Annotated in this window: 19 protein-coding genes and 1 pseudogene; 10 read left to right on the top strand and 10 right to left on the bottom strand. The window is 63.2% G+C overall.

From position 1 onward, the window contains the following. The first annotated feature begins 17 nt into the window (after window positions 1-17). Window positions 18-1,799: an alpha,alpha-trehalose-phosphate synthase (UDP-forming) gene (locus NKI58_RS23060; protein WP_023674969.1), complete on the top strand. Its 1,782-nt coding sequence runs from the start codon at window positions 18-20 to the stop codon at window positions 1,797-1,799. Then, a complete protein-coding gene (gene otsB, locus NKI58_RS23055; RefSeq protein ID WP_352785182.1) occupies window positions 1,796-2,557 on the top strand; it encodes a trehalose-phosphatase in 762 nt (253 codons plus the stop codon). Before NKI58_RS23060 ends, otsB begins: the two co-directional genes overlap by 4 nt. A 17-nt stretch (window positions 2,558-2,574) precedes the next feature. On the opposite strand, the gene NKI58_RS23050 is transcribed toward otsB, so the two are convergent. Genes NKI58_RS23050 through NKI58_RS23040 form a run of 3 tightly spaced genes read right to left on the bottom strand, consistent with a single transcriptional unit; the run spans window position 2,575 to window position 5,501 of the window. Next, a complete protein-coding gene (locus NKI58_RS23050; RefSeq protein ID WP_352616120.1) occupies window positions 2,575-3,246 on the bottom strand; it encodes an ABC transporter ATP-binding protein in 672 nt (223 codons plus the stop codon). Then, window positions 3,243-4,484: an ABC transporter permease gene (locus NKI58_RS23045; RefSeq protein WP_352825204.1), complete on the bottom strand. Its 1,242-nt coding sequence runs from the start codon at window positions 4,482-4,484 to the stop codon at window positions 3,243-3,245. The genes NKI58_RS23050 and NKI58_RS23045 overlap by 4 nt, the downstream gene beginning before the upstream one ends. Before the next feature lie 6 nt (window positions 4,485-4,490). Continuing rightward, window positions 4,491-5,501: an efflux RND transporter periplasmic adaptor subunit gene (locus NKI58_RS23040; protein ID WP_502896933.1), complete on the bottom strand. Its 1,011-nt coding sequence runs from the start codon at window positions 5,499-5,501 to the stop codon at window positions 4,491-4,493. Between the two features lie 135 nt (window positions 5,502-5,636). Here NKI58_RS23040 and NKI58_RS23035 point away from each other — a divergent pair, with 135 nt between their 5' ends. From NKI58_RS23035 to NKI58_RS23025, 3 genes and pseudogenes are all read left to right on the top strand, one after another. Beyond that, window positions 5,637-6,329: a TetR/AcrR family transcriptional regulator gene (locus NKI58_RS23035; protein WP_352621803.1), complete on the top strand. Its 693-nt coding sequence runs from the start codon at window positions 5,637-5,639 to the stop codon at window positions 6,327-6,329. Between the two features lie 27 nt (window positions 6,330-6,356). Then, window positions 6,357-6,749, top strand: a complete 393-nt coding sequence (locus NKI58_RS23030; RefSeq protein ID WP_352474256.1) for an MmcQ/YjbR family DNA-binding protein — start codon at window positions 6,357-6,359, stop codon at window positions 6,747-6,749. 194 nt (window positions 6,750-6,943) lie between these two features. After that, window positions 6,944-8,376: pseudogene (locus NKI58_RS23025) on the top strand (NCS1 family nucleobase:cation symporter-1). Between the two features lie 29 nt (window positions 8,377-8,405). On the opposite strand, the gene NKI58_RS23020 reads toward NKI58_RS23025, so the two are convergent. The 5 genes from NKI58_RS23020 to tpiA all read right to left on the bottom strand — a co-directional run bounded on the left by NKI58_RS23020 (window position 8,406) and on the right by tpiA (window position 13,437). After that, window positions 8,406-8,945: a DUF1697 domain-containing protein gene (locus NKI58_RS23020; RefSeq protein ID WP_352458119.1), complete on the bottom strand. Its 540-nt coding sequence runs from the start codon at window positions 8,943-8,945 to the stop codon at window positions 8,406-8,408. An 11-nt stretch (window positions 8,946-8,956) separates the two neighbouring features. Beyond that, on the bottom strand, window positions 8,957-10,585 hold the full coding sequence (pyrG, locus tag NKI58_RS23015; protein WP_352458118.1) for a CTP synthase: 1,629 nt from the start codon (window positions 10,583-10,585) through the stop codon (window positions 8,957-8,959). A gap of 147 nt (window positions 10,586-10,732) precedes the next feature. Further along, window positions 10,733-11,854, bottom strand: coding sequence for a L,D-transpeptidase (locus NKI58_RS23010; protein ID WP_352448838.1), 1,122 nt, complete (start codon window positions 11,852-11,854; stop codon window positions 10,733-10,735). Window positions 11,855-12,053: 199 nt separating this feature from the next. Then, a complete protein-coding gene (secG, locus tag NKI58_RS23005) occupies window positions 12,054-12,506 on the bottom strand; it encodes a preprotein translocase subunit SecG (protein WP_352853778.1) in 453 nt (150 codons plus the stop codon). 163 nt (window positions 12,507-12,669) lie between these two features. Further along, entirely contained in the window at window positions 12,670-13,437 is a 768-nt protein-coding gene (gene tpiA / locus NKI58_RS23000; protein WP_352448837.1) for a triose-phosphate isomerase, read from the bottom strand. A 142-nt stretch (window positions 13,438-13,579) separates the two neighbouring features. Between tpiA and NKI58_RS22995 the strand changes: the two genes are divergently transcribed. The 5 genes from NKI58_RS22995 to NKI58_RS22975 are packed head-to-tail and all read left to right on the top strand — an operon-like array spanning window position 13,580 to window position 19,010. Beyond that, window positions 13,580-15,472: a peptidyl-prolyl cis-trans isomerase gene (locus tag NKI58_RS22995; protein WP_352785197.1), complete on the top strand. Its 1,893-nt coding sequence runs from the start codon at window positions 13,580-13,582 to the stop codon at window positions 15,470-15,472. Then, window positions 15,469-16,479, top strand: coding sequence for an anthranilate phosphoribosyltransferase (trpD, locus tag NKI58_RS22990; protein WP_023674955.1), 1,011 nt, complete (start codon window positions 15,469-15,471; stop codon window positions 16,477-16,479). The genes NKI58_RS22995 and trpD overlap by 4 nt, the downstream gene beginning before the upstream one ends. 4 nt (window positions 16,480-16,483) lie before the next feature. After that, window positions 16,484-17,296: an indole-3-glycerol phosphate synthase TrpC gene (trpC, locus tag NKI58_RS22985; RefSeq protein WP_023674954.1), complete on the top strand. Its 813-nt coding sequence runs from the start codon at window positions 16,484-16,486 to the stop codon at window positions 17,294-17,296. 2 nt (window positions 17,297-17,298) lie between these two features. Beyond that, window positions 17,299-17,805, top strand: coding sequence for a cyclic pyranopterin monophosphate synthase MoaC (moaC, locus tag NKI58_RS22980; protein ID WP_023674953.1), 507 nt, complete (start codon window positions 17,299-17,301; stop codon window positions 17,803-17,805). Continuing rightward, entirely contained in the window at window positions 17,805-19,010 is a 1,206-nt protein-coding gene (locus NKI58_RS22975) for a molybdopterin molybdotransferase MoeA (protein ID WP_023674952.1), read from the top strand. Before moaC ends, NKI58_RS22975 begins: the two co-directional genes overlap by 1 nt. A gap of 7 nt (window positions 19,011-19,017) precedes the next feature. Here NKI58_RS22975 and NKI58_RS22970 read toward each other — a convergent pair whose 3' ends face one another. Beyond that, window positions 19,018-19,848 (bottom strand): hormone-sensitive lipase, encoded by an 831-nt coding sequence (locus tag NKI58_RS22970; protein WP_023674951.1) that lies wholly within the window; start codon window positions 19,846-19,848, stop codon window positions 19,018-19,020. A gap of 95 nt (window positions 19,849-19,943) precedes the next feature. Then, window positions 19,944-21,191 carry a kynureninase gene (kynU, locus tag NKI58_RS22965; protein ID WP_023674950.1) on the bottom strand — a complete coding sequence of 416 codons (1,248 nt, stop codon included), beginning with the start codon at window positions 21,189-21,191 and terminating at the stop codon, window positions 19,944-19,946. Window positions 21,192-21,318: the final 127 nt, after the last annotated feature.

The raw sequence follows: 21,318 nt of genomic DNA, 5'->3' as shown, positions 1-21,318 counted from the left end.
AGGCGAGATCACATTCCATGTCAGATTATACTGTAAACCTGCTCTGGGTTTTGCTGATTGCAAGTTTTGGCTTTTCCGCTTTTGCCATTCTCCTGTCGATATCCCGCCAGCGTCGCGGCCGCGCAACGGCGGCGGCATACACGCCGAGCGAGGATGTCGCGTCGGAAGCGGCACGCAAGGTGCTGCGCGAGTTCGAAAAGAACGGCCAGTCGGCCGATGCGGCACTGGTCACATGGTCGCCCGACACTTTGCGCAAGATCCTGGCCGACGACCTGCCGGACGCACAGGTCATCGTGGTGTCCAACCGCGAACCCTACATCCACAACATCAAGGATGACGGGGTCCAACTTTTGGTGCCGGCCAGCGGCCTGGTTTCGGCACTCGAGCCCATCACCCGCGCCTGTGCCGGCACCTGGATCGCCTATGGCGGCGGCACGGCAGACCGCCTCACCGTCGACAAGGACGACCGGGTGCAGGTGCCGCCAGGCAATCCGTCCTACACGCTGCGCAGGGTCTGGCTGACGGAGGAGGAATATCAGGGTTATTATCTGGGCTTCGCTAATGAGGGCCTATGGCCGCTTTGCCATATCGCCTTCACCCGCCCCGTGTTTCGCGCCTCGGACTGGGACGCCTACGAGGCCGTCAACCGCAAATTCGCCGATACGGTGGTTGCCGAAGCCCGCAACGAACGGCCGATCGTGCTGGTGCAGGACTACCATTTTGCGCTGCTGCCACGCATGATTCGCCAGCGCCTGCCGGACGCGATAGTCATTACCTTCTGGCACATCCCTTGGCCCAATTCGGAAGTGTTCAGCATCTGTCCGTGGCGTGAGCGGATCCTGGAAGGACTGCTCGGCAGTTCGATCATCGGCTTTCATACCCAATTCCATGCCAACAACTTCACCGAAAGTGTCGACCGCTTTCTGGAGAGCCGGATCGAACGGGCAGACGCGGCAATCTCCTATGGTGGGCAGACCACATTGGTCCACGCCTATCCCATTTCCATAGAATGGCCGGCCCAATTGCTGGCAAAACTGCCGTCTGTGGAGGAGTGCCGCGCCAGCGTGCGCGACAGATTCGGCCTGTCTGCGGATACCAAACTATGCGTTGGCGTCGAGCGCCTCGACTACACGAAAGGCATTCTCGATCGCTTCCATGCCTTGGACGAATTGTTCACGAGATATCCCGAATGGATAGGCAAGGTGGTTTTCCTGCAGATCGCCGCGCCGAGCCGGGGGACATTGCCCGCCTACCAGCAACTCCACGACGAATGCCGCCGCTGTGCCGAGGAGCTCAACCGGCGCTATGGCAGCGAGACATACAGCCCTATCCTGATGGTCGCCGAACATCATCGGCAGGAGCAGGTCTACGAGGTCTATCGCGCCGCCGACATCTGTATGGTCACCAGTCTGCATGACGGCATGAACCTTGTCGCCAAGGAATTCGTCGCAGCGCGCGACGACGAACAGGGCGTGCTTTTGCTCAGCACCTTCGCCGGTGCCTCGCGCGAACTGCTGGAGGCGCTGATCGTCAACCCCTACGATGCGGCCATGATGAGCGAGGCGCTGTTGCAGGCGCTGACGATGACGCCGGAAGAGCAGCGCGAACGTTTGCGGCCGATGCGCGAGATGGTCCGCGACAACAATGTCTACCGCTGGGCCGGCAGTATGCTGCTGGACGCCGCGCGCCTGCGCAAACGCGGCGATCTCGACAGGGTGACCGGAACCGGCGAGCGCCCGCCATCGAACACCAACAACGTCATCTCGATGTTCGAGCGGGCTCGGAAGGCAGCGTCGTGAAAAGCTTTGAACAACCGCCGGCGTTGAACCTGTCGGAAGGGCAATGGGCGCTCTTCCTCGACATCGACGGAACCCTGCTGGAACACGCTGCCCATCCCGACGTGGTGTTCGTCGGCGAGGAATTGCGCAATCTGCTCGAACGCATCGAGCGGCGGCTGGATGGTGCGGTCGCCTTCATCACCGGCCGATCGATTCCCGCCGTGGACAAGCTGTTCCATCCGCTGAAGCTGCGGATCGCCGGACTGTATGGGCTGGAGCACCGGCTGACGCCGAGCGGTCCGATCGATGCCGCCGACGCGCCGGCCGACATCGCCGCCCTTGCGGACGAGATCGAGGCCGAACTGGGCAGCGGCAAGGTCTATGTCGAGCGCAAGGGGCCGGTCCTTGCCGTTCATACAAGAGCAGCACCGCAACTGCTTGCACCCGCAATCCAGCTCGTCGAACAGGCATTGGCCCGGCTTCCGAAGGGGTATCGGGTGCTTCCGGGAAACGCCGGCGTCGAGCTCATGCCTTTGGAAGCCGTCAAAGGTGCTGCCATCCGGCGTTTCATGGACATTCCGCCGTTTGTCGGCCGGCGGTCGATATTCCTCGGAGACGATACGTCGGACGAACACGGTTTCGAGGCGATCAATGAAATTGGCGGCATCTCCATCCGCGTGAAGCCGAACGGACCGACGGCCGCAAACTATGCCCTCGACGACGTGACCGGCGCAATAGCCTGGCTCGAGGCCAGTTTCGAGACGTCGGCGGTGGCCTGATCGCGCCGTGGCCCGGTTCAGCTGATCTTCCCGTCCACCATGTGAATGCGGCGATCCATGCGTGCGGCCATGTCGAGGTCATGCGTGACTGCCACGACCGTCTTGCCGCGTTCGCGCACCAGATTCTGCAGGATTGTGAACACCTGCTCCGAGCTCTTGCTGTCGAGGCTCCCCGTCGGCTCGTCTGCCAGGATAAGCGGCGGGTCGTTGGCGAGCGAGCGTGCCACCGCGACGCGCTGACGCTGGCCTCCCGAAAGCTGGTCCGGCCGCTTGTCGAGATGTTCGCCGAGCCCCAGCGATGACAGCAACTCGCCAGCCCGTTCGCGCATCACGGGTCGGGCCAGCCGACCAAGCTTGCGCATTGGAATTTCTACATTTTCGCGCGCCGTGAATTCCGGCAGAAGGAAATGAAACTGGAAGACGAAGCCCAGCGTCGAAAGCCGTGTCTGCGCCCGCTCCCTTTCATTCATAGGCTCGCTATCGCGTCCGCCTATCCTCAAGGTCCCGCCTGTCGGCCGGTCGAGCAACCCAAGCAGATAGAGCAACGAGGACTTACCGGAGCCGGAGGGACCGGTCACGGCGACGAATTCGTTGTCGTTGATCGTGAGCGTGATGTCCTTGACCAGCGTAACGGGGACCGTCTCTGGCAAGATGCGGGTCAGTCTCTCGGTCTCGATGAGTGCGCTCATGTCGCGCCTCTTATTATGTCGACCGGATTCAGGCGCGCTGCACGGCGCGCCGGCAGGTAGCCAGCCACCGCCGCCGAGCCCAGTGCGAAGGCCGAGGCGATGATATAGTGGGTCAGGCTCCAGGCTATCGGCAGCCGGGTCATCTCCTGGCCGGTCGCGGCGATCTCGAAACGCACCAGCGACAGTGCATAGGTCATGGAGAAGCCAAGCAGCCCGCCGAGAGCGGAACCGGCAGCGCCGATCACCAGGCCTTCGAGCAGAAAGAGCCGGCGCATGTCGGACTCTGGGAAGCCGAGCGATTTCATGATGGCGATGTCGCGCGCCTTCTCATGCGTGATGGTGGAGATGATGTTGTAGATGCCGAAGCCAGCAACCAGCATGATCGCGCCGACCACCGTGTACATGATGACGTTGCGCACAACGAGCGCTTCGAGAATCGATTCGTTGGCTTCTTGCCACGCCACGGCCTTGTAGCCCAGTTCAGCCTCGGCACGGCGCGCCACCGCTGGGGCGCGATTTGGATCGTCGAGCTTGATGCGTATCTCGTTGATGGCGTTTGGCCGCGCTGAGAGAATCTGCGCGTTCTTCAAAAGCACATAAGCTTCGCCTTCGTCGCGCGCGGTGGTGCCGGTGTGGAAAAGGCCGGCGATCTTGAAATTGCGCGTCAGCCCTTCCGAGGAGACCGCCGTTATCGTATCGCCGAACCCGGCACCGAGCCGGCTCGCCATCGTGTTGCCGATCAGCACGTTGTTGCCGCCCGCGGCAAGTGCCGAAAAGCTGCCTTCGACGAACTCTCCGACGATCGGTGAAACGCCGGTCTCGCGCTGCGGATCGACCCCTATGATAGCTGCGCCCACTTCGCGGCTGGAATAGCGGATCACGCCCTGCGTCTTTAGGCTTGCCGCGAAGCGGCCGGGAACCCAGCTCTCGAGCCAGGAGGTCGCGGCCGTCGGGTTGATGATGCCGCGCCGATCGTCGCGTGGCCGGAGCCCCGAGATGGCGGCGGTCTCGAAGTAGTCCTCGGCCGGCTGCCGGCGGGCGGTGCGCTGCTCGTCGGTGATGTCGACATGCGGCATCGTGTCGACGAGCTGCCTGACGAAATCGTTCTGCCCGCCCTGCATCAGCGCCGCCATCGCAATTGAGAAGCCGACACCCACCGCGACGCCGACTATGGCGACCAGCGTCTGGCGGCCGCGGCCGGCGATATGCGTTACGGCAATGTCGACGATCAGCGCCATCGTTGCCTATCTCTCCTGCGCGGCGGCGATGCTCACGCGCGCACCGTCGCCGAGGTCAGCGGGATAGGGCGAGACGATGCTGGCCTTCTCGTCGATGCCTGACCGTACCTCGACGCCATTGGTGCCACGAATGCCCGTGCGGATTTCACGCCGCCAGGCCTTGTCGCCTTCGACTACGAACACCTTGTTCCCATCCACCGCAACCGACGGGATCAACAGCGCATTTTTCGAAACGCGGATGACGATGTTCACGTCGGTCGACATGCCTATACGAAGCGGCGTATTGTCCGGCAGGCGGAAGCGGACGCGATAGGTCTTCGTCACCGGATCTCCCTTGGGCGTGATGCTGTCGACCACCGCTTCCAGATTCTGCCGAGGGAACGCATCGGATTTAAGCAGCGCGCGCTGGCCGATCTCGACCCGTGGAATGTCCTCCTCGTTCACCTCGGCGACCACCAGTAGCGGCTTCGGCTCGCCGACCCAGAACAACACGGCGCCGAGTTCGGCGATCTCACCCACCTCGCCGTCCTGCCTGAGCACGATACCGGCGCTCGGCGCTCGTAAGACGTAGGTGTCGAGCCGCGCTTTCTGTCCGGCAACCAGCGCTTCGATCTGGCCAAGCTCGCTTTGCGCGCGATCGAGCGCCTGCTGGCTTGCCGCACGCCTTTCGGCAAGCACGGTCAGCCTCCGGAGCTCTTCCTGGGCAAGTGCTTGACGCGCTTCGATCTCGCCAAGCACGGCCCGGGCCTCGCTGTCGTCGAGCTTGGCGAGCACATCGCCTTGTGCAACCCTCGACCCTTCGCAATTACACTGCTCGACGATCCTCTCACGGACAACGGGAGTCACCTTGGCCCAGGTTCGCGGCTCGACCGAGCCACTCGCGTAAACGATCTCCGCCGCGTCGCCGCGTTGTGGCGTCACGACCGAAACCTTGGCCGGCTGCAACACATACCAAGCGCCGAAAGCAGCAGTCGCCGCGACAAGAACGATGCCGACAGTCCAACGTATCCGTCGCAAGAAGCTCTCCTTCCACCATCGAATGCGAACGTCGGAGCGGTGGCAGACATAGCATTAGACCGACCGTCGGTCTATAAAAGTTGCATAAAGAAACGGTTCGTGCTCCTCTTGCCCCTGTACTTTGCGAGGTTGATTTTGCCCCGAGTGATAAAGCCGCCGGAGATACGATCCGCCGAGCTCCTCGACTGTGCCCAGCGGCTTTTCTTCGAGCATGGCTACGACAACACGACGGTGAACGACATCATCCGCGAGGCCGGCTTGTCGAAGGGTGCGTTCTATCACTATTTCGCGTCGAAGGAGGCCCTGCTGGAGGCGCTCGCCAGACGTCTCGCACGTGACAGCCTTGCCGAGCTGCAACCTCTCCTCGACGACCCGTCACTCGATGGGATTGGCCGGCTCAATGCACTCTTTGCCGGCTCGCGACGGCTGAACATCGAGCTTGCCCCGCAATTGCGAAAAACGTTCTTCGTCGTGTTCCGGCCCGAGAACCTTGCCCTCTTCCATCGGGTCGACCAGGCGGCCAGGGAACTGGCCGAGCCGATAATCACAAATCTGCTCAGGAAGGGAAGCGAGGAAGGCATTCTCGACGTGCCCGACCCGGAAGCTTTTGCCGAGATGTTCCTGCAACTCCGGCTGACCTTTCGGGACGTGATGCACCGCGCCCTGCTACAGGCCGAACAGGGTAATATAGACGAAGCAGCGCGGCTGCTCGAGGGCCGATTGCGGCTCTACGGCATCGCAATCGACCGGCTTTTGAAGTTGCCCGATGGAACGATAGAAGCCGTGCAGCCCGGTTTTGCCCGGGCTTTTCTCGAAGCCGGACCGTAAGCCGCTGACAGCGATGGAGGAGAGTTGATGAGTAGGAAATCGCGCGCTTCGACCGATGCCGTTCTCAAGGAACTGCGCGCCTTCGGCCTTACCTATCCAGGCGCAGAGACAAAGAGTCCGTGGCCTGGTCACGACGATCTCGCGGTGAAAGGCAAGACCTTTGCTTATTTGAGCCTGGAAGGCGAACCGTTCAGCATCTCCCTCAAACTCCCCTACAGCGGCGACGAGGCGAGAAAGCTCCACTATGCGTCGCCGACGGAGTACGGCCTTGGCAAGAGCGGATGGGTGACGTTCGAACCAGCACCGGACGAACTGCCACCGATGGGACAACTGAAGTCATGGCTCGATGAGAGTTATCGCGCACAAGCGCCCAAAAAGCTTGCCGCCCTGATCACGCACAAGGTGGACTCTGGAGCTTAGGTCGAGCGATCGGTGTCACCCCACGAATCGTCGGCGCTAGAAGCTCAACGACGCCACGCCGATAAGCGCGTTTCTCATTGAATGACTTTTAAGCCCAAAGCCGGCAAATCGTCTGCTGGCCGGTTCCCCTGCGTCAGGCTTAACCTGCGTGCCATGCGTGGAGGCGCGTGCGGTAACAAGGGGAGGACATAGCAATGACCATACAAGGCGCATCACCGGACCTGTACAATGAGGATCTCGCACCGGCGAAGGTTCGAAACTGGGGACCGTTCTCGATCTTCAACGTCTGGACGTCGGACGTCCACAGCCTGTGGGGCTGTTCTGCGGCGGCTTCGTCAACTTCATCATCGCCATCGGTATCGGCTCGCTGATCATCTATGCGTTAATGAACATGGTCGGCTATGCCGGCGTGAAGACCGGGGTGCCCTACCCTGTCCTGGCGCGTGCCTCCTTCGGCATCTGGGGCGCCAACATACCGGCGCTGGTGCGCGCCATCGTCGCCTGCTTCTGGTACGGCGCGCAGACGGCGGCGGCCTCCGGGGCGATCGTAGCCCTGCTGATCCGCTCGCAATGGTTCGCCGACTTCAACCAGAGCACCCATTTCCTCGGCCACTCCGGGCTCGAGGTGATCTGCTTCGCCGTCATCTGGGCGCTGCAGCTCCTGATCATCCAGAGGGGCATGGAAACGGTGCGCCGCTTCCAGGATTGGGCCGGACCGGCGGTGTGGGTGATGATGCTGATCCTGGCGATCTATCTTTGCATCAAGGCAGGCACCTTCGCTTTCACCAGCGACATCCCGATGGATGTGCTGCTGGAAAAGACAAAGGACGCGGGCGTGCCGGGCACGCCGGGCTCCTGGACCTCGCTGTTTGCGGTGGCCGCGATCTGGGTGACCTATTTCTCCGCGCTCTATCTCAACTTCTGCGATTTCGCGCGCTACGCCCCGGACAAGGCATCGCTGCGCAAGGGCAACATCTGGGGCCTGCCGGTCAATCTTATCCTGTTCTCGCTGGTCGCCGGCGTGACCACGATCGCCGCCTTCGACGTCTATGGCGAGGTGCTGCTGCATCCCGACCAGATTTCGGCGAAATTCGACAGCTGGTTCCTGGCGGCGCTCGCAGCCCTGACCTTTGCGGTGGCGACGCTCGGCATCAATGTGGTGGCGAACTTCGTGTCGCCGGCCTTCGACTTCTCCAATGTCTTTCCACGCCAGATCGACTTCAAGAAGGGCGGCTACATCGCGGCGCTGATCGCGCTGGTGCTCTATCCATTCGCGCCCTGGGAAGGCAGTGCCGCCTCCTTCGTCAACATCATTGGCGCGACGATGGGGCCTATCTTCGGCGTGATGATGGTCGACTATTACCTGATCCGGAAGGGCGAGGTCGACGTCGAGGCACTCTACAGGGAGAATGGCGAATTCCGCTTTCAGGGCGGCTGGCATGTCAATGCCTTCATCGCCGCCGGTATCGGCGCGGTCTTCTCCTCGATCCTGCCCAACTTCACCAGCCTGCTGCCGTCATGGTGGGGCGTCTATGGCTGGTTCTTCGGCGTGGCAATTGCCGGCGTCATCTACTACGTGCTGCGCACGATGGCACTCGGTGCCGGAGCCAGGATAGCCAAGGCCTGAACAGACTCGGGCGGCGCGAGCCGCCCCGTTCATTCTGCGATCATTTCGGCCAGGCGGCGCACGGTGTTCCAGTTGCGCGACGTGCCAATGCCGAGGCGTTTGTGGCTCACCGCCGCAAGCAGCCGCGAACTCGGCATCTCGCGGGAAAAGACGATCCAGATGTCGCCGCCGACAATCCGCAGCTTCTCGTCCTTGCCGGCATATGCCTCAAGCGCCGCGGCGGTCTCGGCGGGAACGGGCGCTCGCATCACGCGCACCGCCACCTGGTCCGCGGCCTCGGCCGATTCAGCTGGGAACGGATTGCCGGCCGCCAGCCTTAGCCAGCCGTCGGCGCGGCGCACGATGATGTCGACGTGGCGGCCGAAAATCTTTGCGAACGCCGCCTCCAGCCGCTGCTCCAACGCCGCAAGTTCTGTTTCTTGCGCCTCGAAGACCAGATTGCCGGTCGCTACCAGCGTGCGCGGCTTATTCAGACCCAGGCCTTCGGCCATCGCCTTCAGATCGGACATGACGACCCGCCGCCCCTCGCCCAGGACAATGCTGTAGAGCAGCGCGACGTAAGTTTGCATGGGCGGTTAGTCTAGACCAGCCGCGACTGCTCTACCGCCGCCTCGATGAAGCTGGCAAACAGCGGGTGCGGATCGAGCGGCCGGCTTTTCAACTCGGGATGGTACTGCACGCCGATGAACCAGGGGTGGCCGGGATATTCGACCGTTTCCGGTAGCACGCCGTCCGGCGACATGCCGGCAAACACCAGGCCGCAATCCTCGAGCCGCTCCTTGTAGTCGACATTGACCTCGTAGCGGTGGCGATGGCGTTCGGAAATCTGGGTATCGCCATAGATCTCGGCGATCTTCGATCCCTTGGCGAGGTCGGCCTGGTAGGCACCGAGCCGCATGGTACCACCAAGGTCGCCGGTTTCCCTGCGCTTTTCCAGCATGTTGCCCTTCAGCCATTCGGTCATCAAGCCGACGACCGGCTCCTCGGTTGGACCGAACTCGGTCGATGATGCGCGCTCGACGCCGGCCAGCGAACGCGCCGCCTCGATGCAGGCCATCTGCATGCCGAAGCAGATGCCGAAATACGGCACCTTGCGTTCGCGCGCGAACTTCGCCGCCAGGATCTTGCCCTCAGAGCCGCGCTCGCCAAAACCGCCGGGGACGAGAATGCCATGGACCTTCTCCAGCCACGGCGCCGGGTCTTCCTTCTCGAATATCTCGCTTTCGATCCAGTCGAGCTTGACCTTGACCCGGTTGGCGAGGCCGCCATGCGACAGCGCCTCGATCAGCGATTTGTAGGCGTCCTTGAGGCCGGTATATTTGCCGACGACGGCAATGGTCACTTCGCCTTCCGGATTGTGGATGCGGTTGGACACCGCTTGCCACCGTTCCATGCGCGGCTTCGGCGCCGGATCGATGCCGAAGGCGGCCAGCACTTCCGAATCCAGCCCTTCATTGTGATAGGCCATCGGCACGTCGTAGATATGCGGGACGTCGAGCGCCTGGATGACGGCGCTTTCGCGGACATTGCAGAACAGCGACAGCTTTCTGCGCTCTTCCTTGGGGATCGGCCGGTCGGCGCGGACCAGCAGTATGTCGGGTGCAATGCCGATGCCGCGCAACTCCTTGACCGAATGCTGCGTCGGCTTGGTCTTCAGTTCGCCTGCCGTCGGAATGTAAGGCATCAAGGTCAGGTGGACGTAGACGGCGTTGTTGCGCGGCAGGTCGTTGCCGAGCTGGCGGATCGCCTCCAGGAACGGCATCGCTTCGATGTCGCCGACGGTGCCGCCGATCTCGCACAGCACGAAATCGTAATCGTCATTGCCGTTGAGGACGAAATTCTTGATCTCGTCGGTGACGTGCGGAATGACCTGCACGGTAGCGCCGAGATAGTCGCCGCGCCGCTCGCGCTCGATGATGTTCTTATAGATCCGGCCGGTGGTGATGTTGTCTTGCTGGTTGGCCGAGCGGCCGGTGAAGCGCTCATAATGGCCAAGATCGAGATCGGTCTCGGCCCCGTCATCGGTCACGAAGACTTCGCCGTGCTGATAGGGCGACATCGTGCCGGGATCGACATTGAGATAGGGATCGAGCTTTTTGATGCGTGCGCGATAGCCCCGCGCCTGCAAGAGAGCCCCAAGGGCCGCTGCAGCAATGCCTTTTCCAAGTGAGGAAACCACGCCGCCTGTGATGAATACATATCGCGCCATGGGAGTCATCGCTTAACGCGGCCGAATTGATTCCGCCAGAGAAAAAACCGCCGCGAAGGCTTTTTCCCAAGAAGGCGCTCTGGTCGTTGGCGTATCAAAACAAAAGGGCCGGCGAGGCCGGCCCTTTTGGCACGATCTGTCAAAGCGTCAGATGATGACGACTTTGGTGCCTACTTTCACCCGGCGGTAAAGGTCCATGACGTGCTCGTTGATCATGCGGAAGCAGCCATTGGAGGCGCTGGTTCCGATCGACTGCGGCGCGATGGTGCCGTGAATGCGCAGGTGGGTATCTTTCTTGCCGTCGTAAAGATAGATGGCGCGCGCACCGAGCGGATTGTCGCCGCCGCCGGGCATGCCGTCCTTGTACTGGCCATAGTGCTTGGGTTCGCGCTTTTGCATATCCAGCGTCGGAATCCAGCGCGGCCATTCCTGCTTGTCGCCGACGGCAACCGTACCCTTGAACTGCAGGCCTTCCCGGCCGACCGCGATGGCATAACGGCGGGCGGTTGACGATGATTCGACGAGGTAGAGACGACGGGCGCTGGTATCGATGACGATGGTGCCGGGGTTGTAGCCGGTGAATTCGACCTCCTGCGGCACGAATTCCGCCTTGACCTTGAACTGCCGCTTGGCCTGCTTCCTTTCGAGCGCGGCGTCGAGCGCGCGTGTTTCCGGAAGCAGCGACATCGACGAAGAGGATGTGCCGCCGAACAGTCCCGCGAACAGCCCGACGCTCTGCGGCTTCTGCCCGACCGGTTCGCTGCGCAACTCGCCATTGTTGCCGGTCAGCGCAACGTTCATGGCCTCGGCCGGGATCGGCTCGGCCGACTGGATCGGCGCAATGGGCGTAATCGGTTCGATGATGTTGACGGTCTTCTTCTTGGCCGGCGTGGCGTCAGCCACCTTGGCCGTTGCGAGCGGCTGGCTCTTCTTGGCAAGGAACGCCTGCCGTTCCGCATCGGCTTTGGCTTTCGCCGCCTCACGCATCGCCAGCTTCCTGGCTTCGAGTGCCTTGGCGCGAGCGGCTTCCTTGTCGGCTGCGATCTTGGCTTCGATCTTGCGGATCTGCGCAAGGTCGTCCGGCGTCGGATCTTTCTTCTTCTTGAGAAGCTTCAATTGCGCTGCATCGCTTTTGGCAGCGACCTTGACGACGTCGGTTGTTGTTGCGGCTTTGTGGGCCGAGTTTGCCGTCGGCATGGCCGCGTAAGCGGGCGCACCTAGGCTGAGCACGGCACAAAGGCCGGCAAAAATGAAGCTGCGAAGCTGCATGGGGAAGATCCGATCGTTCAATGCTTGTTGCCCACGGCGTCGCCCGGCGCCCCCCAAGGACGCCGAGAATGCCGCGTGCAACCTATAATCGATTAGCCGGAAGCGCCTCAAGCGTGAGGCGCAGTCGAATCTTCGTGATCGTGCGGCATTTGCCGCGACTGTGTTCAAACGACAACAGATCGCGGCATAAGTTGCCCTATTACTGGTTGGGGACCTGCGGCGTGGCCGGCGCGGTGGCGCCGTTTGTCGCTGGCGGCGTCGCCGGAGCGGTTGCCGGCGGCGTCGTTGCCGCGCCTTTGCCGGACGGCGGGGTCGGCGCCGTGGTGCCCGAAGGCGGCGTCGGCGTCGTGGTTCCAGGCAATTGGTTGAGTACGCCCTTGCCTGCTCCGTCCGAGGTCGCCGGCACGCGATCGAGAATGTCGATCGGCTTCTCGCCATAGCGCGCAACGATCGACAGTGTCAGCGACGTGACGAAGAAAGCGGCAGCCAGGATCGCCGTCGCCCGCGTCAGCGCATTGGCGGCGCCACGCGCGGTCATGAAGCCCGATCCGCCGCCGATGCCGAGGCCGCCGCCTTCGGAGCGCTGCAGCAGCACCACGCCGACAAGCGCGAGCACGACCATGAGGTGGACGACGATCAGTACGGTTTCCATAATTTACCCTGGCAAGGCCTTGTGCGGCCGCTGATTTGGAGGCGGCTCAATACAATGCTTTGACGGCATTTCCAAGCCCGTGGCCGGAATATGGGAAGCAATGCGTCCTTTGCAACGATTTCGGCGCCGGCCGTCCGCTCAAATGCAGCAAGCAGCCCTTGTATCAAGCAATGTTTCGATAGGCTTCCGCGATGCCGAGGAAGTCCGCCGCCTTTAGGCTGGCGCCGCCGACCAGCGCGCCATCGACATTCCTGACGCCGAGCAACTCGACGGCGTTGGACGGCTTGACCGAGCCGCCGTAGAGAATGCGCATCTTGGCCGCCGTATTGCCGAGCTTCCGTGCCAGTTCTTCGCGGATATGCGCATGTGCCTCGGCGACGTCGGCGGCGGTCGGGGTCAAGCCGGTCCCAATCGCCCATATTGGCTCATAGGCAATGACGGTGTTGGAACCCGTGGCGTTTGGCGGGACCGAGCCAGCGACCTGGCGCGACAGCACGTCGAGCGTGGCTCCTGCTTCTCGTTCGGCTCTTGTCTCACCAATGCAGATGATGGCCACCAGCCCGGCGCGCCATGCGGCGGAGGCCTTGGCCTGGACCAAGGCATCGTCCTCCTTGCGATCGGCGCGGCATTCGGAATGGCCGACGATGACATGGCTGGCACCTGCATCCTTCAGCATCTCGGCCGAAATGCAGCCGGTATAGGCGCCGCTTTCCTCGGTGTGGCAATCCTCTCCGCCGGCCCGCACCGGCGTGCGCGACAGAATCTCAGCGGCGTGCGCAAGCAAGGTCGCCGGCACGCAGACCACCGCTTCGGTCTCGGCGTCGAGCCCACTCATGAAGCCGTTGCCGATCATCCTGAGCTCGTTGAGCGAGGCGCTAGTGCCGTTCATTTTCCAGTTGCCGGCGACGAGCGGGCGGATTCCAGGCGTCATGGGATTTGTTTCTCCGGGCAATTTCCAGCTGGCCCTCACTATCAAAATCAGGCCACAAAGCAATCGACAGTGGGCAGGAAGGGCGCTATTGCGCTTGTTTCAGACTCGGCGCATGCGAAATGCGCAAAAATCGGAAGTACTCATGCTTGGTATGTTGAGAAGCGCGGCGGGGACCTGGGTCGCTAAACTGCTGCTGTCATTGTTGGTGTTGAGCTTCGCCGTCTGGGGCATCTCGGGCCGCCTGATGGGCGGTCTTGCCGGCCATGATGCCGTGATCACGGCCGGAGGCACCAAGGTCTCGATCAACGAATACCGCCTCGCCTACGATCGCCAGCTCAGCGTCATGTCGCAGCAATTCGGCCAGCGCATCAGCCGTGAGCAAGCGACGGCGCTCGGCATCGACAACCAGGTGCTGGCGCAACTCATGTCGGGCGCTGTCCTCGACGAGCAGGCCCGCAAGCTCGGACTCGGCCTGTCAAAGGACCGGCTCGCCGAACTGACGCGTGAAGACCCGGCGTTCAAAGGGCCTGCCGGAAGCTTCGACAGGAGAACCTTCGAGTACCTGCTTCGGCAGATCGGCATGCGGCCGGAAGACTATTTGAAGAACCGCGCCCAGGTCGCGGTCCGCCAGCAGATCGTCGAGGCGGTTTCGGACGGCCTCAAGGCCCCGGATACATTCTTCAAGGCGGTCGCGCTCTATCGCGGCGAAGATCGCACCATCGACTACCTGACCTTGCCGAAATCGCTTGTCGAGCCGATAGAAGCGCCGTCCGACAGCGCGCTTTCGGCCTATTTCGAGGAAAACAAGAAAACCTACGCCGCGCCCGAATACCGTAAGTTCTCCTATGTCAGGCTCGAACCGGAAGACATCATGGATTTGAGCGCGGTGACCGACCAACAGGTCAGCGACGACTACAATAAGAACAAGGCGCGCTACACCACGCCGGAGATGCGCACCATCGAGCAGCTTGTGTTCAAGACACCTGATGCCGCAAAGGCGGCGCTCGATTCGCTCAGGACTGGCGCGACCTTCGACAAGATCGTCGCTGCCGAAGGCAAGACGCCGGCCGACACGCTGCTCGGCACGCTGGCCAAGGACAAGATCGCCGACAAGGCGGTCGCCGACGCTGCCTTCAAGCTCAACGTCAATGAGGTCAGCCCGGTCGTACAAGGCGCATTTGGTCCCGTTCTGCTGCGCGTCACCGAAATCAAGCCGGAAGTGGTGAAGCCGCTGGCCGAAGTATCCGAGCAGATCCGCAAGGACCTGGCACTGGGCGAGGCAAGCCGCATCTTGCTGGACGTGCACGACAATTACGAGGATACGCGCGCCTCGGGCAGTTCGCTCGCCGAGGCAGCCGCCAAATTGAAGCTGAAGGTCGTCACCATCGATGCCATCGATCGCACCGGCCAACGGCCGGATGGAAGCATCGTCAAAGACCTGCCGGAATCGCCGGCACTCATCAAGGCGGTGTTCGAATCCGAACCCGGAACCGACAATGAAGGCCTCACCACCGCCGATAACGGCTTCGTCTTCTACGACGTGAGCGCGATCACGCCTGCCCGCGACCGCACATTGGACGAAGTCCGCCAGAAGGTCGTGGCCGACTGGACCGCGGCGGAGACCACCAAACGGCTCACCGCAAAAGCACAGGAGCTCGAGAAGCGTCTCAAGGCTGGCGCCACGCTCGAGGTGATCGCCGGTGAGCTCAAGCTCGAAAAGCAGACCAAGCGCGGCGTCAAGCGCGATGCGGACGACGTCGATTTCGGCAAGGACGGCGCCGCCGCGATGTTCGGCGTCGGCGAAGGCGGCACCGGGCTGATCCCCTCACCTACGGGCGACGGACAGATCCTGTTCAAGGTTGCCGAGGTGTTCGAGCCTGCCGGGGCCGATGCCAGCTCAGTACCCGAGGACGCACAGAAGTCCTTCACCTCCGGCATGTCCGACGACCTGCTCGACCAGTTGGTGGCGCAGTTGCAGACGCAATATGACGTCCGCATCGATCAGACGGCCGTAACCCAAGCCCTGGCCAGATGAGCGCGCTGAAGATCCACATCGCCAAGGTCGCCGCCGGCAGCGCTCTTTCTTTCGAGGAGGCGCGCGAGGCCTTCGACATTATCATGTCGGGCGATGCTACCCCCGGCCAGATCGGCGGCTTCTTGATGGCATTGCGCGTGCGCGGTGAGACCGTCAGCGAGATCGCCGGCGCCGTCGCCACCATGCGCGCCAAGATGCTACGTGTCGAAGCCCCCGAGGGCGCCATCGACATTGTCGGCACCGGCGGCGACAATTCGCACAGCGTCAACATTTCGACCGCATCCGCTTTCGTCATCGCCGGCAGCGGCGTGCCCGTCGCCAAGCACGGCAATCGCGGACTGTCCTCGCTGACCGGCGCCGCCGATGTGCTGATCGCATTGGGCGTCAAGATCGACATCCCTCCGGAGACGATCGGCCGCTGCATCCACGAGGCCGGCGTCGGCTTCATGTTCGCGCCGGCGCATCACCCGGCGATGAAGCATGTCGGCCCGACCCGGGTCGAGCTCGGAACCCGCACCATCTTCAACCTGCTGGGCCCGCTTTCCAATCCGGCGAGTGTCAGACGGCAGATGGTCGGCGTGTTCCTGCCCGAATGGATCATGCCCGTGGCAGAAACGTTGAAGGAACTTGGTGCCGACCATGCCTGGATCGTCCATGGCGACGGCTATGACGAGATCACCACCACCGGCGAGACACTTGTCGCCGAACTGGCCGGCGGCGAGATCCGCAGCTTTACGCTGACCCCGGAAGCAGTCGGGCTGACGCGTCACACCAAGGACGAGTTGCGCGGCGGCGACGCCGCCCACAACGCCCAGGCACTGCGCGACATGCTGGGCGGCGCCGCCGGCGCCTTTCGCGATACGGTGCTGATGAATGCCGGCGCCGGGCTGGTGGTGGCCGGCAAAGCGACGACGCTTGCCGACGGCATGGTAACGGCGGCGCAGGCCATCGACAGCGGCCGCGCGCTGAAAGTGCTCGATAGGCTGATCGAGATTTCGAACGGTTAAAACCATGTCCGACATCCTGCGCAAGATCGAGGCTTACAAGCGCGACGAGATCACGGCGGCCAAGGCGCGCGTGCCGCTCGCCGAGATCAAGGCACGGGCGACTGATGCCGACGCGCCGCGCGGCTTTCTTTCCGCCCTTGAAGCAAAGCGCAAATCCGGCAGGTTCGCGCTGATTGCCGAAATCAAGAAGGCTAGCCCATCCAAAGGCCTGATCCGCGCCGATTTCGATCCGCCGACGCTGGCCAGTGCCTATGCGAAGGGCGGTGCCGTCTGCCTTTCGGTGCTGACCGACGCACCCTCCTTCCAAGGCGCGCCCGAATTCCTCACCACTGCGCGCGCTGCCGTCGAGCTGCCTGCATTGCGCAAGGATTTCCTGTTCGACCCCTATCAGGTCTACGAGGCCAGGGCATGGGGCGCCGATGCCATCCTGATCATCATGGCCAGCGTCGACGACGCGTTGGCAAGAGAACTCGAAGCGACAGCGTTCGGGCTCGGCATGGACGCGCTGGTCGAAGTGCATGACGAGGCTGAAATGGAACGCGCGCTGCAGCTGTCGTCGCGGCTGATCGGAATCAACAACCGCAATCTCCGGACCTTCGAAACCAGCCTACAGACCTCGGAGCGGCTGGTAGCGATGGTGCCGGCCGACCGCCATCTGGTCAGCGAGAGCGGTATCTTTTCGCACGACGATTGCCGCCGGCTGGAGCAGAGCGGCATTGCGACTTTCCTGGTCGGCGAGAGCCTGATGCGCCAGCAGGACGTGGCCGCGGCAACGCGCCTGCTGTTGACGGGCAAGGCGCCGGCAGAGGCCGTTTGAGGATGGCGGCCGCCCTCACCCATCTTGGCGCGCAGGGCGAAGCCAACATGGTCGATGTCGGCGACAAGGCTGAGACGGTGCGCACGGCAGTCGCAGAAGGTTTTGTCGCGATGCGGCCCGAGACGCTGGACATGATCCTCGCCGGCGACGCCAAGAAGGGCGACGTGCTGGGCACCGCGCGCATTGCCGGCATCATGGCGGCCAAGAAGACGCATGAACTGATCCCGCTTTGCCATCCGCTGCTGCTGACCAGGATATCTGTCGATATCGAGGCGGACGCCGCGCTGCCCGGCCTGAAGGTGACAGCATTGACCCGCGTCACCGGCAAGACCGGCGTTGAGATGGAGGCTCTGAGTGCCGTCTCGGTCGCTTGCCTGACCATCTACGACATGGCCAAGGCGGTCGACCGCGCCATGGTCATCTCCGGCATCAGGCTGGTTGAAAAGACCGGCGGCAAATCCGGCGACTATAAGGTCACCGGAGATCGGACCACCGGGGCCGGCCGATAATGGCGCTGGTCCCCGTTGCCGAGGCGCTCGAGCGCCTGCTGGATGGCGCAGCAGCGCTGCCGGGTGAACGCGTCGCACTGCTGGATGCCGCAGACCGCGTGTTGGCGGAGCCGGTCGTGGCGCTCCGCACCCAGCCGCCGTTCAATGCCTCCGCCATGGACGGCTATGCCGTGCGGGCCGCCGATATCGCGTCCATACCAGCAAAGCTTTCGGTGGTCGGCATGGCGCCAGCCGGACGCGGCTTTGCCGGGGTGGTGCAGCAAGGGCAAGCCGTACGCATCTTTACCGGCGCGCCGCTTCCCGAAGGCGCCGACACCATCGTCATCCAGGAGAACGTCCGCGACCACGGCGGCGGCAGCGTCGAAGTGACGGAGCCGACGGTGCAGGGGCGCAACATCCGCCGCCTCGGGCTCGATTTCGCCAAGGACGACGTCCTGCTGGGCGAGGGCCGCCTGCTCGATCCGGCGGCCTTGTCGCTGGCGGCATCGGCCAACCACCCCAAGGTCGGCGTGGTCAAGCGGCCGCTGGTCGCCATCATCGCCACCGGCGACGAATTGCTGCCGCCGGGCAGTGAGCTTGGCCCCGACCAGATCATCTCGTCAAACGCCTATGGCGTCGCCGCCGCCGCACAGTCGGTCGGCGCGCGCGCGCTCGATCTCGGCATTGCGCCGGACCGCAAGGAGGCGATCGCTGCGCTGGTGACAAAGGCGGTGAAGGCGGGCGCGAACGTCATCGTCACGCTGGGTGGTGCCTCGGTCGGAGACCACGACCTCGTTCATGACGTGCTGACCGGGGAAGGCATGGCTCTCGATTTCTGGAAGATCGCCATGCGGCCCGGCAAGCCGCTGATGTTCGGGCGGCTGGGCGACATCCGCTGCATCGGCCTGCCCGGCAATCCGGTGGCAAGCCTGGTCTGCACCCAGCTCTTCCTGAAGCCGTTGCTGGCGCAGCTCGGCGGCCGCGCCTTTCAGCAGGATATGCGTCGGGCGCGGCTCGGTACCGCCATGCCGGCCAATGATCTCAGGCAGGATTATGTGCGGGCTGTTGTCAGCACCAACGCCGGCGCGCTCGTGGCGACGCCGTTCGGCATCCAGGACTCCTCGATGCTGAAAATGCTGGCCGATGCCGACGGGCTGATCGTTCGCGCGCCGTTCGCTCCTGCCGCGGCGGCGGGCTCCCCCTGCGACGTGCTGATGCTACGCTGAACCTGCCTCACTCCGAAATCAAGGTCCGGGTCAGCGGATGGTCTGGATCGGCCAAACCGTCGATGATGTTGAAATGATGCCGGTCAGGTTCGACCACCGAGCTGGTCGCGGTACCCAGGCCGATCCAGATGTTGGCCAGCAACGCGCTCTGACGCAGGAATTCGGCGCGCTCGCCGCCGCCGGCCCAGCAGGTCAGGCGGGCCTTGTCCATCGGGCGCAGCAGCACCGGGCTTTCGGCCTGCGCCTCGGCCTCATCGATCGCGATCGTCTCGTTCATGCCGGTGCGCATGATCGGGCGCAAATCATGCACCCCCGAGATCGACACCACGTGACGAACGCGCCGGACCACTTCGGGCGCCAGCGGCGTCGTCGCCGTAACCATCCGGCTAACAAGATGGCCGCCGGCCGAGTGTCCGGTCAGCATCAGCGGCCCTGGGACCATCGCCGCCGCCTTGCCGATCGCCGCGCCGACTTCCTTGACGATGCCGCCAATGCGTATCTGCGGACAGAGCGTGTAGGACGGCATCGCCACCGCATAGCCGCGATCAACAGGGCCAGTGGCAAGATGCGACCAGAAATTTTTGTCGAATGCCATCCAGTAGCCGCCATGAACGAACACCACGAGTCCCTTGGGCTTGATGGCCGGCAGGAAAAGATCGAGCCGGTTGCGTGGGTTGTCGCCATAGGCCATGTCGAGCCGCGCCCTGCCCTCGGTCGAAAGCACGTCGCGGAAAACCCGCGCGGGCTCGATCCAGGCCGCCGGCCAGCGATCGCTGCCGGCTACGTTGGCGCCGTTGGCATAGGCGTTGTCCCAATCGGCAATGTGACGTTCGAACACCCTGCGCCCTCCCTGGCATATGGCCTTGCAACGTAGCCGTGAGCATCGCGCGGCGCGTCGTCGCCAGCCTCACGATTCCAGCTCTCGCATCAATCTCAAGTGACAGCCGCCTTGATGGCGAAGCGCGCTTCCTTCCACGCACCGGTGCGCAGGATGTCCTCAAGCACTTCGACGGCCTGCCAGACATCGGCATAGCCGACATAGAGCGGCGTAAAGCCGAAGCGCATGGTCGATGGCGCGCGAAAATCGCCGATCACGCCACGTTCGATCAGCGCGCGCATGATCTGGTAGCCATGCTCATGCATGAATGAAATCTGGCTGCCGCGTTTTTCCCCATCGCGCGTGCTCTCGAGCGTGAGCCCGTAAGTGCCGCACTTTGCCTCGACAAGCTCAATGAACAGATCCGCCAGCGCGATGCTCTTCTTGCGCACCGCCGTCATGTCGACATCGTTCCAGATGTCAAGCGCGCCCTTCAGCGTGCGCATCGACAGGACCGGCTGGGTGCCGCACAGAAACCGGCGGATGCCGGTGCCGGCCGCATAGCCTGGCTCGAAGGCGAAGGGCCGTGCATGGCCCCACCAGCCGGTGAGCGGCTGCTGGATGTCGGAAAGATGCCGCTCAGCCGCATAGATGAAGGCAGGCGCGCCCGGGCCGCCATTCAGATATTTGTAGGTGCAGCCAACGGCAAAATCGGCGTTTGCCTTGTCGAGCTCGACTGACATCGCGCCGGCGGTGTGGCAGAGATCCCAGACGATCATCGCCCCGGCTTCCTGAGCCCTGCGCGTCAGCGCCGGCATGTCGCGCAGTTCGCCCGACTTGTAGTTGACGTGGTTGACCAGCACCACGGCGGTGCGTTCGTCGATCAGCTCTTCGATGGTCGGCGCGTCGATCCCCGAGAGGCGCAGCAGCGTATCTTTTCGCGTCGAAACCACACCCTCAGCCATGTAGAGGTCCGTCGGAAAACTATCGCCCTCGGCGACGATGACCTGCCGCTCCGGTCGCATGGCCATGGCGGCGTGCAGCAGCTTGTAGATGTTGACCGATGTCGTGTCGCAGACCACCGTCTGGCCGGCCGCGGCACCGATCAGGCGCCCGAGCTGGTCGCCAAGTTCAAGCGGCATGTTGAACCAGCCGGCCGTGTTCCATGCGCGGATGAGATCATGCGACCATTCTTCGGTCGCGGCCTTGTGCAGTTCATCGAAAGCGGCACGTGAAGCAGCTCCTAGCGAATTGCCGTCGAGATAGATCACTCCTTGCGGCAACACGAAGCGGTCGCGCATCGCGCGCAGCGGATCTGCGGCATCCATCGCCTTTATGGCGGCGAGATCGGGAATTCCTGTCATGATGTGCCTGCTCCCCCCAAAAATTCAACGCAACGCCGGACACGCATCGACTGTTCTTCCATCACCTGGTTGCGCGCAGCAAGGCTCCACCGGCGAGAAGCAGCCTGACCAGGCGACTGGAAACCAG

Source organism: Mesorhizobium sp. M0522 (genome assembly GCF_040321085.1).
Classification (GTDB): domain Bacteria; phylum Pseudomonadota; class Alphaproteobacteria; order Rhizobiales; family Rhizobiaceae; genus Mesorhizobium.
This window is presented reverse-complemented; position numbering and strand designations above follow the sequence as displayed.